General features: G+C 71.4%; 7 protein-coding genes. 4 read left to right on the top strand and 3 right to left on the bottom strand.

Translation table 11 applies throughout. From position 1 onward, the window contains the following. Nucleotides 1-888, top strand: a complete 888-nt coding sequence (locus tag AQJ54_RS37325) for a DivIVA domain-containing protein (protein ID WP_062245311.1) — start codon at nucleotides 1-3, stop codon at nucleotides 886-888. Nucleotides 889-1,054: 166 nt separating this feature from the next. Here AQJ54_RS37325 and AQJ54_RS37320 read toward each other — a convergent pair whose 3' ends face one another. From AQJ54_RS37320 to AQJ54_RS37310, 3 genes are all read right to left on the bottom strand, one after another. Further along, nucleotides 1,055-2,665 (bottom strand): sodium/solute symporter, encoded by a 1,611-nt coding sequence (locus tag AQJ54_RS37320; RefSeq protein ID WP_062245309.1) that lies wholly within the window; start codon nucleotides 2,663-2,665, stop codon nucleotides 1,055-1,057. Beyond that, on the bottom strand, nucleotides 2,662-3,069 hold the full coding sequence (locus AQJ54_RS37315; protein WP_062245306.1) for a DUF485 domain-containing protein: 408 nt from the start codon (nucleotides 3,067-3,069) through the stop codon (nucleotides 2,662-2,664). The genes AQJ54_RS37320 and AQJ54_RS37315 overlap by 4 nt, the downstream gene beginning before the upstream one ends. 242 nt (nucleotides 3,070-3,311) lie before the next feature. Next, a complete protein-coding gene (locus AQJ54_RS37310; protein ID WP_107121218.1) occupies nucleotides 3,312-4,811 on the bottom strand; it encodes an MFS transporter in 1,500 nt (499 codons plus the stop codon). A 449-nt stretch (nucleotides 4,812-5,260) separates the two neighbouring features. On the opposite strand from AQJ54_RS37310, the gene AQJ54_RS37305 reads away from it, so the two are divergent. The 3 genes from AQJ54_RS37305 to mfd all read left to right on the top strand — a co-directional run bounded on the left by AQJ54_RS37305 (nucleotide 5,261) and on the right by mfd (nucleotide 12,519). Continuing rightward, complete coding sequence (locus AQJ54_RS37305) at nucleotides 5,261-6,049, top strand: ABC transporter ATP-binding protein (RefSeq protein ID WP_062030006.1); 789 nt, start codon at nucleotides 5,261-5,263, stop codon at nucleotides 6,047-6,049. Next, nucleotides 6,046-8,625 carry an ABC transporter permease gene (locus AQJ54_RS37300; RefSeq protein WP_062245302.1) on the top strand — a complete coding sequence of 860 codons (2,580 nt, stop codon included), beginning with the start codon at nucleotides 6,046-6,048 and terminating at the stop codon, nucleotides 8,623-8,625. Before AQJ54_RS37305 ends, AQJ54_RS37300 begins: the two co-directional genes overlap by 4 nt. A 363-nt stretch (nucleotides 8,626-8,988) precedes the next feature. Further along, complete coding sequence (gene mfd, locus AQJ54_RS37295) at nucleotides 8,989-12,519, top strand: transcription-repair coupling factor (RefSeq protein WP_030317417.1); 3,531 nt, start codon at nucleotides 8,989-8,991, stop codon at nucleotides 12,517-12,519. The last annotated feature ends 547 nt before the right edge of the window (nucleotides 12,520-13,066 follow it).

The following is a 13,066-nucleotide window of genomic DNA, read 5'->3' as shown; positions in this document are numbered from 1 at the left end:
ATGAGCAGCGCACCGGTGTCGCCCCAGGGGTTCGTGGCCGTACGGGGGCGTGGCTACCGCCCCGATCAGGTCGACGCGTTCGCCACCGCCCTGTCCCGGGACCGCGACGCGGCGTGGGAACGCGCCGCGCGGCTCACCGTGCTCGCCAGGGACATGGAGGCGGAGCTGGTCCGGCTGCGGGAGGTCGTGGCGACCCTGGCCCCGCAGACGTACGAGTCGCTCGGCGAGAGTGCGCGACGGCTCTTCGAGCTGGGACAGGACGAGGCCACGGCCGTCCGGGAGGGTGCCCGGCAGGAGGCGCGACGGCTCGTGGACGAGGCGCGGGCGCACGCGGACGGCGTACGGGATGCCGCACAGGCGCATGCCGACACCGTGCGCTCCGAGGCCGAGGAACGCGCTCGCCAGCGTCTGCTCGCCGCCCGCGCCGAGGCCGACGAGATCCGGATCGCCGCCAGGCGTCAGGTGAAGGAGGGGCGTGGGGAGGCGCTCGCCGCCGTGCGCGAGGTACGGCAGCGCACCCTCGCCAAGCTTGACGAGCAGGCCAAGGAGTACGCGGAGCGCGTGGCCGAGCTGGAGCGCGCGGAGGAGGAGCGTGCGGCCGTGCTGGACGCGCGCGGCGCCGAACGGGTGGCGCGGGCCGAGGAACTCCTCTCGGCGGCCAAGCGGGACTTCGCGGAGGCGGAGGCCGCGGTGGAGCGGTGCGAGGAGGAGGCACACGCGCGTGCGGCGGAGATCCTCGCCGTGGCGCGGGCCGAGGAGGAGCGCGTCGCCCGGGAGACGGAACGGATCCTCCGCGAGCACGGGCAGTGCTGGGACGACGTACAGGCACAGATGGACCAGGTGCGCAGCAGCCTGACCGCGCTCACGGGGAGGGCGACGACGGAGTGACGGGGCCCTGGTCCGTCGTTCGGCTGCGGGTGAGTGGGGGCTGGTCGCGCCCGCGCGGCGGGTAGCCGCAGATTCAACACAGCCCCGCGCCCCTGAAGGAGCTACACCGAACCCGCTCAAGGGGCCGCGAGCAACCTCGAACCACCCGCAGCCGAATGACGGCCTCCTACGTCTCCCTCCGGACCGCCCCCGCCAGGATCCACCCCTCCACCGCCTCGTACTGCCGCCGCTGCTCCTCCGCCTTGCCCCGTCCGGAGACGACCGTCCCGAGCCACCCGAAGGCGAAGCCCGCCGGGATCGAGACGAGGCCGGTCGTGGTGAACGGCAGCCAGTTGAAGTCGGCCGCGGGGAACGCGGACACCGGCGACCCCGACACCAGGTTCGTGCCCGGCATCAGCACCAGCACGGTCAGCGTGCCGCCGATGAGCGTGCACAGCAGTCCCGTGCGCGTGTAGCGCCGCCAGAAGAGGCTGTACACGAGGGCGGGGGCCAGGGCGGACGCGCCGACGCAGAAGGACAGGATCACCAGCGGCTGGAGGCTGCGGTGCTGGATCAGCGTCGCCAGGAAGATCGTGGGGACGCCGACCGCCAGCGCCGAGACGCGGGCCGTCAGGATCTCCCGGTGCGGTGCCGTCGACCGCGCCCGGGTCGCGAACACGTCATGGGCGAGGGAGTTGGCGCAGGCGAGGATCATGCCGGCGACGGAGGCCAGCAGGGTGAGGAAGAGCGCCGTGGTGACCGCGGTGAAGAGAAACGTCTCCCCGGTGGACACCTCCGGGCCGAACGCCGCCCGCGACCCCAGCAGGTACGCCGTGTTGCCCTGCGGATCCGCCTCCGCGATCACCTCCCGCCCGATCATCGCCGTCGCGCCGACCCCGACGACCGTGATGACGAGCACGAACACGGCCACCGACGACACCGCCCAGGACATCGAACGCCGCACCTGACGCGCGCTGGAGGCGGTGTACATGCGCATGGTGACGTGCGGCAGACACGCCCCGCCGATGACGACCGCCAACTGTGAGGTGATCATGTCGATGCGGGGGTATGGCCCGGCCGCGAACTCCAGCCCCGGGTTGAGGAAGTCCCGTCCCACCCCGCTCTGCCGGGCCGCCGCGTCGAACAGGGCGCCCGGGTCCCAGGAGAACCGGTGCAGGACGAGGACGGCGACCACGGCCCCCGAGCCCAGCAGCATGACCATCTTCAGGATCTGGATGAGCGCGGTGCCCTTCATGCCGCCGATGGCCGCATAGCTGATCATCAGCATGCCGAGCCCGATGATGAACCCGGTCTTCAGCGTGTCGCCGTCGAACCCCAGGATGAACGCCAGCAGTTGGCCCGCCCCGGCGAGCTGCACCAGCATCAGCGGCAGCAGCGCGGCGAGGGTGACCAGGCACGCGGCGATCCGTACGGCACGTCCCGGCATCCGGCGCGCGAACGCGTCGCCCATGGTGAACCGGCCCGCGTTGCGCAGGGGTTCGGCCAGCAGGAACATCAGCAGCATCAGCGACAGGGCGGTGCTGAGGGCCAGGACGACACCGTCGTAGCCGAACAGCGCGATGACCCCGCCGGTGCCGAGCACGGTCGCGGCGGAGATGTAGTCGCCCGCGATGGCGAGGCCGTTGCGCATGGGGGACAGCGAGCTGTACCCGGTGTAGAACTCGTCGAGGTCGTCGCGGTCCGGGCCGGTCATCACGCAGAGCAGCAGGGTGAGGGTGGCGACGGCGGAGAACGCCACCAGGCTCATCGCCTGCGCGGAGTCGCTGAAGCCGGTCATCGGGCCACCGCCCCGCGCCTGGCGTCCACCTCGGACTGCTTGCGGATGCGGTCGGCCAGCGGATCGACGGAGCGGCGGGCGGTGTGCTCGTACAGGGCGATCGCCAGCCAGGTGACGGGGAGTTGGAGCAGGGCGAGGAGCAGCCCGGTGGGCAGTCCCTCGGTGCCGCCGCCCGCCATGAAGGCCGGTGCGCAGGCGGACAGGACCAGGAAGAGCGTGAAGTAGCCGAGCGCGGTGAAGGTGGCGATGCGGCGCTGTCGGCGGTAGGCGCCGCGCAGGACCCGCAGATCGCTGTGGTGGCCGATCGGGGAGCGGTGGCGCGGCGGCCGGGGTGCGGGTTCGGGCGGCGGTTCGGGGGGCTGCCAGGGGTAGGTCGGGTAGGGCTGGGAGCGGTCGTAGGACATCCCGGGGCTCCTTGCGCGGCTCGGGTCCAGTGCGGTGGACCGCAGGGAGTTGGGGGGTGGAGGAGTGAGCGGAGCCCCGCACGTTACCGGCCGGTTCGGAGTTGTACAGCCCTTTCACCAAACTGATTGGTCGGTATGCGCTTACTTCTCTGACCTGGGGTGTTACCCCCGTTAACTCGGACTTTTGGCCATGCCGGAGTGTGCTCGGGTGCCTACGTCAGGTGCGCGGACTCCGCTCCGGGCTACTGCTCCTTGAGCACCGGGAAGCGGCGCGGTGCCAGCGCCAGCAGCACCACGAACGCCAGTGCCGCCGCCCCCGCCGCTCCCAGATAGACCGCGTGCACCGCGTCCGCGATGGCCGCGCGGGTCGCCTCGGGAGCCGTACCCGCGTCCAGCGCGCGCGTGACGGAGTCCAGGTCGCTCGCGCCGCCGAGACGGGCCGCCAGGACGCCGTTGGCCACCGCGCCGAAGAGTGCCGCGCCCACCGTCTGGCCGGTCTGGCGGCAGAACAGGACGGACGCGGTCGTCGTGCCGCGTTCCGCCCAGCCGACCGTCGACTGGACCCCGACGATCAGGGGGAGTTGGAACAGGCCCAGGGCGCCGCCCAGGAGCAGCATCAGCAGCGTGGGCTGCCAGGCCGCGCCCGGGTAGGGGAGGAAGGGGAACGCGAAGAGGATCAGGGCGGCCGAACCGATGCCCAGCATCGCCGTGTTGCGGAAGCCGATCCGCCGGTACACGTGCTGGCTCAGCGCCGCCGACACCGGCCAGCTCAACGTCCAGACGGACAGCACGAATCCGGCGGCGACCGGGGTGAGGCCGAGCACCGACTGGGCGTACGTCGGCAGGAAGACCGTGGGGGCCACCATGAGCAGGCCGAGCGCACCGAGTGCCAGGTTCACCGCGGCGATGGTCCGGCGCCGCCACACCCAGCCGGGGATGATCGGCTCGGCCGCCCGGCGCTCGATCAGGACCACGACGCCCACCAGGGCGAGCCCCGCGCCGAACAGGCCCAGGGACGGCCCCGACAGCCACGCCCACGCCACCCCGCCCTGCACGAGGGCCGTCAGCAGCACGCCCCCGCACGCGAACACCGCGAGCGCGCCCGCCCAGTCGACACGCGCGCGCGTGGCGGCGCTTTCGCGGGCCGGCTCCCGCAGATGACGGGCGATCAGCCACAACGCCACCGCGCCTATGGGCAGGTTGACCAGGAAGATCCACCGCCAGTCGGCGTAGGCGGCCAGGACCCCGCCGATGCCGGGGCCCGCGACCGCCGCCACCGCCCACACCGTGGACAGCTTGGCCTGGATCCTGGGGCGCTCCTCCAGCGGGTAGAGGTCCGCGGCGAGCGTCTGGACCGTGCCCTGGAGCGCGCCGCCGCCGAGGCCCTGCACGATCCGGAAGGCGATCAGCGCGCCCATGTTCCACGCCGACGCGCACAGCAGGGAGCCGAGCAGGAACACCGCCGCCCCCACCACCAGCACCGGCTTGCGTCCGAAGGTGTCCGACAGCTTGCCGTACACCGGCAGGGTCACCGTCACGGCCAGCAGGTAGCCGGAGAACAGCCAGGAGAAGACCGAGAAGCCGCCCAGGTCGCCGACGATCTGCGGGACCGCCGTGGAGACGATGGTGGCGTCCAGGGCTGCGAGCGCCATCGCGAGCATCAGGGCCGCCACGACGGCTCCGCGCCGGTGCGTGGAGACGGGCCGCGCGGATTCGCCCACGGCCGGCTTGGTGTCGTCCACCCGGATTCCTTCCCCCTGCATCTATCTGCCGGACGACAGCTTCCCACTTGACCCTCACGCCGCGGCAGGGCGCAGCCTGACGGCATCGGCGGGTGGACCGAACCCCTAGATCGTCTCCACCCGTCGGTGGACTGCCCCTAGGGGTACCTCCCTCCTACGGCTCGGGGAGGGTTCGTACCCCTGGAGGAGGAGAAGGGTCACGGTGCGTCCTTAACCTGGCTTTACGCCGCTGGGGAGCGGTGGGGGAGGGGCGGCCGGATCGACGGGGGTGGGGTTTTCCCCCGTAGAAGAGGGTGCTGAGCACCAGCGCGCCGGACCGCACCGCGCACCAGACTGAACGCCGTAACAGGACGCCGTAACAAGACGCCGTAATCGAGCGACCGCACCGATCGCCTGCTGATCGGCTGGGTCCTCACTGTTTTTTCGCTGACCGACATAGGAGACATACCGTGACATCGGCTGTGACCATCACCAGGCACGGGGGCACTGGAGGGCGTACGGCCGTTGCCGCGCGAGCGCGGCAGGTCGTCAAGGCGTACGGGTCCGGTGAGACCCGTGTCGTCGCCCTTGACCATGTGGACGTGGACATCGCTCGCGGACAGTTCACCGCGATCATGGGCCCCTCGGGGTCCGGCAAGTCCACCCTCATGCACTGCCTCGCCGGACTCGACACCGTGACGAGCGGTCAGATCTATCTGGACGAGACCGAGATCACCGGCCTGAAGGACAAGAAGCTCACGCGGCTGCGCCGGGACCGGGTCGGGTTCATCTTCCAGGCCTTCAACCTGCTGCCGACGCTCAACGCGCTCGAGAACATCACGCTGCCCATGGACATCGCGGGCCGTAAGCCCGACAAGGAGTGGCTCGCCAGGGTCGTCGAGACAGTTGGACTTTCCGACCGACTCAAGCACCGGCCCACCCAGCTCTCCGGCGGCCAGCAGCAGCGCGTCGCCGTGGCCCGCGCCCTGGCCGCCCGGCCCGAGATCATCTTCGGTGACGAGCCGACCGGAAACCTCGACTCGCGCGCGGGTGCCGAAGTGCTGGGCTTCCTGCGCCGCTCCGTCGACGAGCTCGGGCAGACCATCGTCATGGTCACGCACGACCCGGTGGCCGCCTCCTACGCGGACCGCGTGCTGTACCTCGCCGACGGCCGGATCGTCGACGAGATGCACAAGCCGACCGCGGAGGCCGTCCTGGACCGCATGAAGGACTTCGACGCCCGGGGGCGCACGTCATGACCGTCATGAAGACCTCCATGCGCAACTTCTTCGCGCACAAGGGACGCATGGCCCTGTCGGCCGTCGCCGTCCTGCTGTCGGTCGCCTTCGTCTGCGGCACGCTGGTGTTCACGGACACCATGTCCACCACCTTCGACAAGCTCTTCGCGGCCACCTCCTCGGACGTGACGGTGAGCGCCAAGGGCGCCTCCGACAGCGGCGAGACCACCTCCGACAACGGCAGACCGCCGGTCATGCCGGCCACGGTGCTGACGAAGGTGCGCGAGGCGCAGGGCGTGAAGACGGCCGAGGGGACCGTCTTCTCGACCTCGGTGACCGTCGTGGACGCCGACAAGGACAGCCTCTCGCCGTCCGGCGGCGGCCCGACCATCGTCGGCAGCTGGAACGGCAACGACGCCCGCACCATGAAGATCACCTCCGGGGCGGCGCCGAAGAACTCCGGCCAGGTCATGGTCGACCAGGACACCGTCGACAAGCACCACCTGAAGCTCGGTGACGAGATCGGCGTGATCAGCGCGATCGGCACGCACACGGCGAAGATCTCCGGCGTCGCCGCCTTCGAGGTCACCAACCCCGGTGCCGCGATCTTCTACCTGGACACCAAGACGGCCCAGGAGACGCTGGTCGGCAGGACGGGCGTGTTCACCAACGTCAACGTCACGGCCGCCTCCGGGGTCACCGACGCCCAGCTGAAGAAGAACGTCGCGGCCGAACTCGGCGGCGGCTACAAGGTGCAGACGGCCAAGGAGACCGCCGACGCCAACCAGAAGGACGTCGAGGGCTTCATGAACGTCATGAAGTACGCGATGCTCGGCTTCGCCGGGATCGCCTTCCTCGTCGGCATCTTCCTGATCATCAACACCTTCTCGATGCTGGTCGCGCAGCGGACGAGGGAGATCGGGCTGATGCGGGCCGTCGGCTCCTCCCGCGGACAGGTCAACCGGTCCGTGCTCGTCGAGGCGCTACTCCTGGGCGTGTTCGGGTCCGTGCTGGGGGTCGGCGCGGGCGTCGGCCTTGCGGTCGGGCTGATGAAGCTCATGGGCTCCCTGGGCATCCACCTGTCGACCAGCGACCTGACCATCGCCTGGACGACCCCGGTGGTCGGCCTGCTCCTCGGCGTGGTCGTCACCGTCCTCGCCGCCTGGCTCCCGGCCCGCCGCGCCGGCAAGGTCTCCCCGATGGCCGCCCTGCGCGACGCGGGTGCCCCGGCCGACGCCAAGGCGGGCCGCGTACGGGCCCTGGTGGGCACGGTGCTGACCGCCGGGGGCGGTTACGCGCTCTACCTGGCCTCCGCGGCCGACAAGGCCAAGGAGGGCTCCCTGTGGCTCGGCCTCGGCGTGGTGCTCTCCCTGATCGGCTTCGTCGTCATCGGACCGCTGCTCGCCGGCGGGGTGGTGCGCGTCCTGGGCGCGCTCGTCCTCAGGATGTTCGGTCCGATCGGCCGCCTGGCCGAGCGCAACGCGCTGCGCAACCCGCGCCGTACCGGTGCCACGGGCGCCGCCCTGATGATCGGCCTCGCGCTGGTCGCCTGTCTGGCGGTCGTCGGCTCGTCCATGGTCGCCTCGGCCACCGACGAGCTCGACAAGACCGTCGGCACCGACTTCATCGTCCAGTCCGACAGCGGGCAGCTGGTCACCCCGGCCGCGGTGAAGGCCATGAAGGACACGCCGGGCCTGGCGCACGTCACCGAGTACAAGATCGCGCGGGCCGACTACACGACCCCCGACGGCAAGACGCTCAAGGACACCGACATCACGGCGGCCGACCCGACCTACGCGAGCGACCTGCGGACCAAGACGGTGGCGGGCAAGCTCGCCGACGCCTACAAGCCCGACTCGATGTCCGTGCACGAGAAGTTCGCCAAGGCGCACGGCGTCCACCTCGGCTCGAAGATCAAGGTCGCCTTCAAGGACGGCGCGACCGCCGAGCTGACGGTCCGGGCGATCACCAGCAGCGACGTCGTCATCGACGCGGGTTCGAAGTACATGTCGATCGCCACGCTCGCCAAGTACGTGCCGGCCGACAAGATGCCCCTCGACCAGCTGGTGTTCGCCAACGCCAAGGACGGTCAGCAGGACGCCGCGTACAAGTCCCTGAAGTCGGCGCTGCACGACTACCCGCAGTACACCGTGCGCGACCAGACCGACTACAAGGAGGCGTTCAAGGACCAGATCGGTCAGCTGCTGAACATGATCTACGGCCTGCTGGCGCTCGCGATCATCGTCGCGATCCTGGGGGTCGTGAACACCCTGGCGCTCTCGGTGGTCGAGCGGACCCGGGAGATCGGGCTCATGCGGGCGATCGGCCTCTCGCGGCGCCAGCTGCGGCGGATGATCCGCATGGAGTCTGTGGTCATCGCCCTCTTCGGTGCGCTGCTCGGGCTCGGCCTGGGCATGGGCTGGGGCGCCACCGCCCAGAAGCTCCTCGCCCTGGAGGGCCTGAAGGTCCTGGACATCCCCTGGCCGACGATCATCGCGGTCTTCATCGGCTCGGCCTTCGTGGGCCTGTTCGCCGCACTGATCCCGGCGTTCCGGGCGGGCCGGATGAACGTGCTGAACGCGATCGCGACCGAGTAGCGGCCTCCGGGGACGGGGGAAGCGGGGGAACGCCCGGCGCCGAGAAGTCACGGGGGACTTCTCGGCGCCGGGTTTTCGTGCGCGAGGGCGGTCGCCGTGCGCGGGGTGCCAGGGGGCGGGTTGTCCACAGGGGGTGCGCCGGGTGGGCCGGCGTCGTCCACAGGGTGTGTGCCAGGGGGGGGCTGGCGTCGTCCACAGGGTGTGTGCCAGGTGGGCCGGCGTCGTCCACAGCCCCCGCGGCTGTCGGCGCCGCGTCGTAGGCTGGAGACCCCCCGGCCGGTCCCCGTGTCGGGCCCTTCGCGTTGCCCACCCCCAGCCGCACCCAAGCAAAGCCCAGCCCCCCTCGGACGAAAGCCGCCCCGAATGAGCCTGCACGGTCTGCTCGACGCCGTCGTCAAGGACCCCGCCCTCGCGGAAGCGATCGCGGCCGCCCAGGACAGCAACCGCATGCACGTCGACCTGGTCGGCCCCCCGGCGGCCCGTCCCTTCGCCATCGCCGCCCTCGCGCGTGAGGCCGGCCGGCCCGTGCTCGCGGTGACGGCGACGGGCCGCGAGGCCGAGGACCTGGCCGCCGCCCTGCGCTCCCTGCTGCCGTCCGAGGGGATCGTGGAGTACCCGTCCTGGGAGACCCTGCCCCACGAGCGGCTCAGCCCCCGCAGCGACACCGTGGGCCGCCGCCTGGCCGTCCTGCGGCGGCTGGCGCACCCGCGCCCCGACGACCCCGAGACCGGCCCGGTCTCCGTGGTCGTCGCGCCCGTGCGATCCGTGCTCCAGCCGCAGGTCAAGGGCCTCGGCGACCTGGAACCGGTCGCCCTGCGCACCGGCCAGAGCGCCGACCTGAACACCGTCGTGGAGGCCCTCGCGGCGGCCGCGTACGCGCGCGTGGAGCTCGTCGAGAAGCGCGGCGAGTTCGCCGTCCGGGGCGGCATCCTCGACGTCTTCCCGCCCACCGAGGAACACCCCCTGCGCGTCGAGTTCTGGGGCGACGACGTCGAGGAGATCCGCTACTTCAAGGTCGCCGACCAGCGCTCCCTGGAAGTCGCCGAGCACGGCCTGTGGGCCCCGCCCTGCCGCGAACTCCTGCTCACCGACGACGTCCGCGCACGCGCGCGTGCCCTCGCCGAGCAGCACCCCGAGCTCGGCGAACTGCTGGGCAGGATCGCCGAGGGGATCGCGGTCGAGGGCATGGAGTCCCTCGCCCCCGTCCTCGTCGACGACATGGAGCTCCTGATCGACGTCCTGCCCAAGGGCGCCATGGCCGTCGTCTGCGATCCGGAGCGGGTGCGCACGCGTGCGTCCGATCTCGTGGCCACCTCGCAGGAGTTCCTCCAGGCCTCCTGGGCGGCCACCGCGGGCGGCGGCGAGGCGCCCATCGACGTCGGCGCGGCCTCCCTGTGGTCCATCGCCGACGTCCGGGACCGCGCGCGCGAGCTGGACATGATGTGGTGGTCCGTGTCGCCGTTCGCGGCGGACCTCGAACTGGAGGCGGACACCCTCAAGCTGGGCATGCACGCCCCCGAGACCTACCGCGGCGACACCGCCAAGGCGCTCGCCGACACCAAGGGCTGGCTCGCCGACGGCTGGCGCGCGGTCTTCGTGACCGAGGCCCACGGCCCCGCGGCCCGTACCGTCGAGGTGCTGGGCGGCGAGGGCATCGCGGCCCGTCTCGACGCGGAGCTCGCCTCCCTGAGCCCGTCCGTCGTGCACGTGGCGTGCGGCTCGATCGAGTACGGCTTCGTGGACCCCTCCCTGAAGCTCGCCGTGCTCACCGAGACCGACCTGACCGGGCAGAAGGCGGCCGGCAAGGACGGCGCCCGGATGCCCGCCCGGCGCCGCAAGAGCATCGACCCGCTCACCCTGGAGACCGGCGACTACATCGTCCACGAGCAGCACGGCGTCGGCCGCTACATCGAGATGGTCCAGCGGACCGTGCAGGGCGCCACGCGCGAGTACCTCGTCGTCGAGTACGCCCCCGCCAAGCGCGGCCAGCCCGGCGACCGGCTCTACATCCCCACCGACCAGCTGGAGCAGATCACCAAGTACGTCGGCGGTGAGGCGCCCACCCTGCACCGGCTCGGCGGAGCCGACTGGACGAAGACCAAGGCGCGCGCGAAGAAGGCCGTCAAGGAGATCGCCGCCGACCTCATCAAGCTGTACAGCGCGCGGATGGCGGCACCGGGGCACACCTTCGGCCCGGACACCCCGTGGCAGCGCGAGCTTGAGGACGCCTTCCCGTACGCGGAGACGCCGGACCAGCTCACCACCATCGCCGAGGTCAAGGAGGACATGGAGAAGTCGGTCCCCATGGACCGCCTGATCTGCGGCGACGTCGGCTACGGCAAGACCGAGATCGCGGTCAGGGCCGCCTTCAAGGCCGTGCAGGACGGCAAGCAGGTCGCGGTCCTCGTCCCCACGACCCTGCTGGTGCAGCAGCACTTCGGGACGTTCTCCGAGCGCTACTCCCAGTTCCCGGTGGTCGTGAAGGCGCTCAGCCGCTTCCAGACCGACACCGAGGCGAAGGCCGTCCTGGAGGGGCTGCGGGAGGGCTCGGTGGACGTCGTCATCGGCACCCACCGGCTGTTCTCCTCCGAGACCAAGTTCAAGGACCTCGGTCTGGTCATCGTCGACGAGGAACAGCGCTTCGGTGTCGAGCACAAGGAGCAGCTCAAGAAGCTCCGCGCCAACGTCGACGTGCTGACCATGTCGGCCACCCCGATCCCGCGCACCCTGGAGATGGCGGTCACGGGCATCCGCGAGATGTCGACGATCACCACGCCCCCGGAGGAGCGCCACCCGGTGCTCACCTTCGTCGGGCCGTACGAGGAGCGGCAGATCGGCGCGGCCATCCGCCGTGAACTGCTCCGCGAGGGCCAGGTCTTCTACATCCACAACCGCGTCGAGTCGATCGACCGGGCGGCCGCGCGACTGCGCGAGATCGTGCCCGAGGCGCGCATCGCCACGGCCCACGGCCAGATGTCGGAGCAGGCCCTGGAGCAGGTCGTCGTCGACTTCTGGGAGAAGAAGTTCGACGTCCTCGTGTCGACCACGATCGTCGAGTCCGGCATCGACATCTCCAACGCGAACACGCTCATCGTCGAGCGCGGCGACAACTTCGGCCTCTCCCAGCTGCACCAGCTGCGCGGCCGGGTCGGCCGTGGCCGCGAGCGCGGATACGCCTACTTCCTGTACCCGCCGGAGAAGCCGCTGACGGAGACCGCGCACGAACGCCTGGCGACGATCGCCCAGCACACCGAGATGGGCGCGGGCATGTACGTCGCCATGAAGGACCTGGAGATCCGCGGCGCCGGAAACCTCCTCGGCGGCGAGCAGTCCGGGCACATCGCGGGTGTCGGCTTCGACCTGTACGTCCGCATGGTCGGCGAGGCCGTCGCGGACTACCGGGCTTCCCTGGAAGGCGGAGTCGAGGAGGAGCCGCCGCTGGAGGTCAAGATCGAGCTCCCGGTCGACGCGCACGTCCCGCACGACTACGCGCCGGGCGAGCGGCTGCGTCTCCAGGCCTACCGCGCGATCGCCTCGGTCAACACCGAGGAGGACATCAAGGCCGTACGCGAGGAACTCGTCGACCGCTACGGCAAGTTGCCCGAGCCGGTGGAGAACCTGCTGCTGGTGGCGGGCCTGCGCATGCTGGCACGCGCGTGCGGCGTCGGCGAGATCGTCCTCCAGGGCACCAACATCCGCTTCGCACCGGTGGAGTTGCGGGAGTCGCAGGAACTGCGCCTCAAGCGGCTGTACCCGGGCACCGTCATCAAGCCGGCCGTGCACCAGGTGCTGGTACCGCGCCCGAAGACGGCGAAGGTCGGCGGCAAGCCGCTGGTCGGCCGCGAACTGCTGGGCTGGGTGGGGGAGTTCCTGACGTCGATCCTGGGGTCGTGAACGCGGGGCAGGTCGGCGGGGGTGGGGCGGGGCCCTCCGGGGGGGGGCGAGTCAGGTGTGCGACTTTGCCTCGGGGGCTGCGGGCCTGGGTTGGGGCGGTGGCCTCGGGGCGCTGAGCGGTGGGGTGTGCCCTGCGGGGTGTGGTCTGCTGCCGGGGCGTGGCCTTGCGGGGGTGTGGTCTGGTCCGGAGGCGTGGTCTCGTGGGCTGTGGTCCGCTGCGGGGCCGTGGTCTCGGCTGCGCCGGTCTGAGGCGGGGGCGTGGCCCTGCTGTCGGGCCCCTGGCCGTACCCACGTGTCGTTGGCGGCCGTGCCTGTGGCGTCTCGCAGGGCTGCCGTGAGGCGGTCTCGTAGGGCGAGCGGCGCGGTGCTGCGCGCGTTCATGACGGCGGGGCGCTCGGCGGCGACCCGGAGGGCTGTCGCGGGGGCCGACCGGCGGTGAGGTCGCCGTCGAGCGCACGGCAGGGAGGCGCGGGCGTCGTCCAGGGTGAGCCCGGAGTCCAGAGGCACGCGGATGTCGCGGACGCGGACGGCGGCGGTTCCGGCGGCG

It is taken from the genome of Streptomyces griseorubiginosus (genome assembly GCF_001514195.1).
GTDB classification, from domain to species: Bacteria; Actinomycetota; Actinomycetes; order Streptomycetales; family Streptomycetaceae; genus Streptomyces; species Streptomyces griseorubiginosus.
Note: the sequence above shows the minus strand (reverse complement) of the source record. Positions and strands in the feature narration are given on the sequence as shown.

Bases quoted from the DNA above. Each gene is read 5' to 3' on its own strand.
- AQJ54_RS37315 (WP_062245306.1), bottom strand. From the start codon at position 3,069: ATGTCCTACGACCGCTCCCAGCCCTACCCGACCTACCCCTGGCAGCCC.
- AQJ54_RS37300 (WP_062245302.1), top strand. From the start codon at position 6,046: ATGACCGTCATGAAGACCTCCATGCGCAACTTCTTCGCGCACAAGGGA.
- AQJ54_RS37320 (WP_062245309.1), bottom strand. From the start codon at position 2,665: ATGACCGGCTTCAGCGACTCCGCGCAGGCGATGAGCCTGGTGGCGTTC.
- AQJ54_RS37325 (WP_062245311.1), top strand. From the start codon at position 1: ATGAGCAGCGCACCGGTGTCGCCCCAGGGGTTCGTGGCCGTACGGGGG.
- mfd (WP_030317417.1), top strand. From the start codon at position 8,989: ATGAGCCTGCACGGTCTGCTCGACGCCGTCGTCAAGGACCCCGCCCTC.